This is a genomic window from uncultured Mailhella sp. (assembly GCF_947631555.1).
In the GTDB taxonomy this organism is placed as follows: domain Bacteria; phylum Desulfobacterota; class Desulfovibrionia; order Desulfovibrionales; family Desulfovibrionaceae; genus Mailhella.
In genome coordinates, this window is sequence record NZ_CANRLT010000128.1 from 1 (window position 1) to 4,139 (window position 4,139).

The 4,139-nt window shown below is 54.7% G+C and carries 5 protein-coding genes; all 5 read left to right on the forward strand.

The annotated features are described in order from the left end of the window. Nucleotides 1-66 precede the first annotated feature (66 nt). Nucleotides 67-1,665: a hypothetical protein gene (locus tag Q0Z94_RS11270; RefSeq protein WP_298069771.1), complete on the forward strand. Its 1,599-nt coding sequence runs from the start codon at nucleotides 67-69 to the stop codon at nucleotides 1,663-1,665. Between the two features lie 576 nt (nucleotides 1,666-2,241). After that, nucleotides 2,242-2,451 (forward strand): hypothetical protein, encoded by a 210-nt coding sequence (locus tag Q0Z94_RS11275; protein WP_298069773.1) that lies wholly within the window; start codon nucleotides 2,242-2,244, stop codon nucleotides 2,449-2,451. 26 nt (nucleotides 2,452-2,477) lie between these two features. Beyond that, the gene (locus Q0Z94_RS11280; protein ID WP_298069775.1) at nucleotides 2,478-2,762 is read left to right on the forward strand and encodes an ATPase domain-containing protein; all 285 of its coding nucleotides are present in this window, start codon (nucleotides 2,478-2,480) and stop codon (nucleotides 2,760-2,762) included. After that, nucleotides 2,728-3,252 carry a hypothetical protein gene (locus tag Q0Z94_RS11910; protein ID WP_366517621.1) on the forward strand — a complete coding sequence of 175 codons (525 nt, stop codon included), beginning with the start codon at nucleotides 2,728-2,730 and terminating at the stop codon, nucleotides 3,250-3,252. The genes Q0Z94_RS11280 and Q0Z94_RS11910 overlap by 35 nt, the downstream gene beginning before the upstream one ends. Nucleotides 3,253-3,326: 74 nt before the next feature. After that, nucleotides 3,327-4,139 (forward strand): hypothetical protein (locus Q0Z94_RS11285; protein ID WP_298069777.1); only part of this gene is annotated, 813 nt, incomplete at its 3' end.

Genomic DNA, 4,139 nt, shown 5'->3' on the forward strand with positions numbered 1-4,139 from the left:
CAACGGCGAAACCTACCGGGCGGCAAAGGCCCTTATTGACAATGAGAACCTTTAAGGAGTGATTGCATGAGCAAAAAGAAGCCCGAACCGGCAGCCGCCGAAATGGACGCATACAAGGAATTTCAAGACGCCCTTAAAGCCGTTATTACTTTCCCGCAATCGTCCATTGTCCCCGGTTTTGTGACCTTAAATGTTGAGCGCCCTATACACGATCACAGCGGGAACGAGATACCGGCGCAACTCCATTTTGTAAGCAAGACCGGCGCATTATACGCCATGACCATCGAGGGCCACAGCGACACCGGCTTAAAGGGCCAGCTTGTAAGATATAACACCACCACCGGCGACCCGTTCACCCTATCAAACCTTATAGGGCTTATCCTGGCAGACGAAACATTAGCCCCCCTGATAGATGCCGAAGCCGCCAGCAAAGCCCTTGCGAAGCTGGAGGGGGGAGAGGATAAGAAAGACAAGGCCAGCCCCCGCAGCGCAGCCATTGAAAAAGGGGCGCTTATGACCCTGGGCGGGCATATTGCCTCTTATTCGACCGACGATCTAAAGAACGCCCTAAACGGTTTTTCTATAATGCGCTTGCCGGACAGCGTGAAAGACCCTAAAGACGTGATAGACGAGGCCACCGGCAAATTGAATATGCTTATGTTGCAAGATAAGGCCCTGGAGGGAATAACGACCATCCACACCGCTTTTCTTATGGCAATAGTGCAAGCCGTTTCATCCACCCAGGGGGACGACACCAACAGCACCATAACACTTTACCTCCCCGCGATATGCCGGGAATTGAAGATTGACCCCCGCACATACTCCAACCGACGCCGCCCAGCGGACGCCGACGAATTAGAACAGCTTGAAATACCCGGCTTTTCTGATATGCGCTTAAATGCCGTAATGGATATTTTGCGGCCATTTGACCCGCTTGTAGGACGGACACCAGACGGCAGCTATTACAGGCTTTTGACCTTTATAAGCTATGAAGCTGACAGCGAAACCCTGACCGTAAGCACCCCCTATCTTTTCAAACTTAAAGCATTATCAGAGAGCGCCGGGGGAGCTGGAGGGCGGCCAGCTCTAAACCGCCTTTTGCGGGGCGAAGTGGTAAACGAGCCGAACCGGGCCGCCGTCGAGCTTGCAAACCGTATTCTTTACGGCATTGTAAGGCGGGGCATAAGGCCCGACTACAAAACTTATGTAGCAGAGCCGAAGATCTCCAAAAAGACCGTAAGGAAAAAGGGAGCCGACGGCCAGAGCGTCACCACTACAACGGTTTACGACACCAGCGCCGCCACCATAACCAGCGCAGCCGAACCCTTGAAGATCATCACCTATAAAGTGAAATATTCGACCCTTATAGACGACTGCCCGCAACTCCGGCAAGAGCTGGAGGCCATCGAAGCCGCCGAACCCGGCAAGATAAAGCACCCGGCCCAGGCGTACAACTCAAAGCTAAAGAACGTCTTTGAAGCCGCCTTTAGAATAATAGCCGAGAAATCAGACGCCCCGGCCCGATACCTTGACTTCACGCTACCGACCACCACCCGCACCGTAAAAGGGGCAAAGCGGCAATGCTATGAAGTGCCGACAAAAAGCACACTTTCCCGCAACATGATTATTACCCATAAGGGCCGGAACCCCCATTTTGCCGAGTAAGGGATTTTGTGGGCGTTCGTTTAATTCCTGTGGGCGTTCGTTTAATTTTTGTGGGCGTTCATTTACTTTTCTGTGGGCGTTCGTTTACTTGCAAAAACCGCCACACCGAAAAATCAAAACATTACAAGCGCAAAAATGGCATAAAATAGCCGAAAAATGGCAATTCTTGAAATCTTTTTGACAACAATTAAAAGCGCATTTTCCCCGCAATATCTAATCTCTAATAGATTAGTGGAGGGGCGGCCCCCCTTGCAGGGGCCACCCCTAACCGCCTATAATGAATACAAGCCCCGGCCCGAAAGACCACCCGCAAAGGCCCCATTTTTACAGGAAAGGAGGCGAGGCCAGCCCCGAAACCAGGGGAAAACCTAATTGAGCGTATGAAGATAATTCCAAGTAGGAGGTGGAAAACGTCATTGAACACCAGCACCGGCACAAAAAGATAGCGGATGCCCCGACCGTCGAAAGCAAGGGCAACCGCTACCAGCGCGACACCCGACCAGGGGGCGCACCAGGTTTATTATACCCGTGTACGCCCCGAAAATCAAGACGAATAGAAAGGACGTACACAGAAAAATGAATACAGATAAACCCTTGTCCCCCGTCAAAGCGGCAGCGATCAGCGCCGTCATGGAGCTGACAGAGGAACAATGCCGGGAAGTACGGGCCGCCCTGGAGCTGGAGGCCGCCGACCTTATCAAGCGACTGGAACCGGACGACCTGGAGCGCATTTTGAGAGAGTTTAAGGCCACCATGTACACCGGGGAGGGGGACGCAGCGCAATGACAGAGGCACAGCAAAGCGCCCTTGATATGGCCCGCTATACGATAAACCGGGAACACGGCAGCGGGGCCTTATTCTATGGCAAAGACCTTGCCCCGATAACCTACACCCGCACGGGATTAAAGAGCCTGGATGCCGCCACCGGGGGAGGCATACCACGGGGCCACATTGTAGAGATACACGGCGCAGAGGGAACCGGCAAAACCAGCCTTGCCCTTGCCCTGGCCTTTAGAATGGGCGGGCCTGTCCTATACATAGACGCCGACCACGCCGCCAGCCGTGGAACACTGTCAAATATTGGCAGGGGGGGGTAGGCGTTTCTACCTTTACAGGCCGGAAACGCTGGAGGCCGCGCTTGAAGTGGCAAGGATAGCAGCGCGGGGCTTTTCCGCCGTCGTCCTGGACTCTTTACCCGCCTTGCCGTCGAAATGGGAGTTATCAGACAACCCGCCGGAATGGGCGGAGCTTAACCGGCGAATGAGTACCACCATAGCCCACGCCATGCCCCAGCTTGCCGGGGAAACAGCCCGCAGCGGATGCACCCTATTTCTCATAAACCAGATGCGGGAAAGGGCGGGCGCAATGTGGGGCGACCCCTTGAAGCCTACCGGGGGGCGGGCCATTGGATATTATGCGGCCTTGCGCTTGCGCCTATACGTCACCGCGCCGATCAGAGCGAAAGGGCCGGACGTGATAGGAGTACATATAAGGGCCGACGTGACAAAGGCCAAATACACCGGCGCACGAAAAACCGCGCTTATTTCCCTTTTGTACGGACGGGGATTTACAGACACGAAGATATAAACGATGGTACACGCGGAGGGGGCGGGCCGTCCCCGTCCCCTCCATATCGAGGCGAACCGCCAGAAAGGAACACTATGACAAGAGAAGAATTTGAACGGGCAAAGGACGATATAAACCGCCACCCGCTGACCGACTTTTACCCGCTGACCCCCAGCAAGGGGGGAATGTATTGTTGTCCAATATGCCACAGCGGGGAGGGGCCACACCATACAGGGGCCTTGAAGCTATACAATAACGGCGGCTATTGGCGCGTTTATTGTGCAAAGGGATGTTTTGGAGATAAAGGAAAATCGGACAGCACCCTTGATGCCTTATGCAGACTATGGAGCATGAAAGCCGTGGAGGTAATGGAGAAGTTGGGATATATCAAAGACGCACCGGCCACACGCACCAGCGGGGGAACCGGCGGGAACCGGCAGAAACCGGCAGCGCCGCAGGAACAGCCGAAGCCGAAGCCCTACACCCCGCCGATAAATGACTACACCGCAAAATATAAAGAGTGGCACACTTCACTTTTACAGGCCCCGGACGCCCTGGCCTATCTGGAGGGGCGGGGGATAAAGCGGGAGGCCATAGAAGCTCTAAACCTGGGCTATTCTCCAAACCTGGGATATGGAGAGAAACAGAGTTACCGAGCGCCGCGCATTATCTTCCCTTATGATGCACACTTTTACAAGGCCCGCAGGATTGACGGCAAAGACGAAGATGCCAAATACATACCCAGCGACGGCGGGAGTCACATATACAACGCCGGGGCCTTTTCAGATCAAGAGGCCGACGGCAGCGACCGGCGCTTATTCCCCGTGCTTGTCGTCGAGGGGGAGCTTGACGCCGCCGCCGTCTACCAGGGCGGCTATAAAAGAGTTATCGCCCTGGGAACAACGGGG